Consider the following 249-nt stretch of genomic DNA (forward strand, 5'->3'; position numbering starts at 1 on the left):
CCGGAGGTAGCGAAATCAACTCTGTAGGAGGGGCGTTTGATGTGATATTACCATCAAACATTCTATAATATCTGTAGGGATGAAATTCCTCTCCTGAAAAGTTATACTTATTTTCAAGGGTTTCCACTGTTTTTCCGGCAGCATCATAGCTTGTTGTTTTCAGATTCAACCCTCTTGCCCAATCCATATCATTAGGCAAATGATAGGGAAATTTATAGTAGCTTCCTCCATCCGGGGAGTTACTGAAAT

General features: G+C 40.2%; 1 protein-coding gene. It reads right to left on the reverse strand.

Translation table 11 applies throughout. The features are described 5' to 3' along the window. Positions 1 to 249, reverse strand: a 249-nt coding sequence (locus SB764_RS43130; protein WP_410867185.1) for a hypothetical protein, incomplete at both ends; no start/stop codon positions are given.

Source organism: Paraburkholderia sp. SIMBA_027 (assembly GCF_046535315.1).
GTDB lineage: Bacteria > Pseudomonadota > Gammaproteobacteria > Burkholderiales > Burkholderiaceae > Paraburkholderia > Paraburkholderia tropica.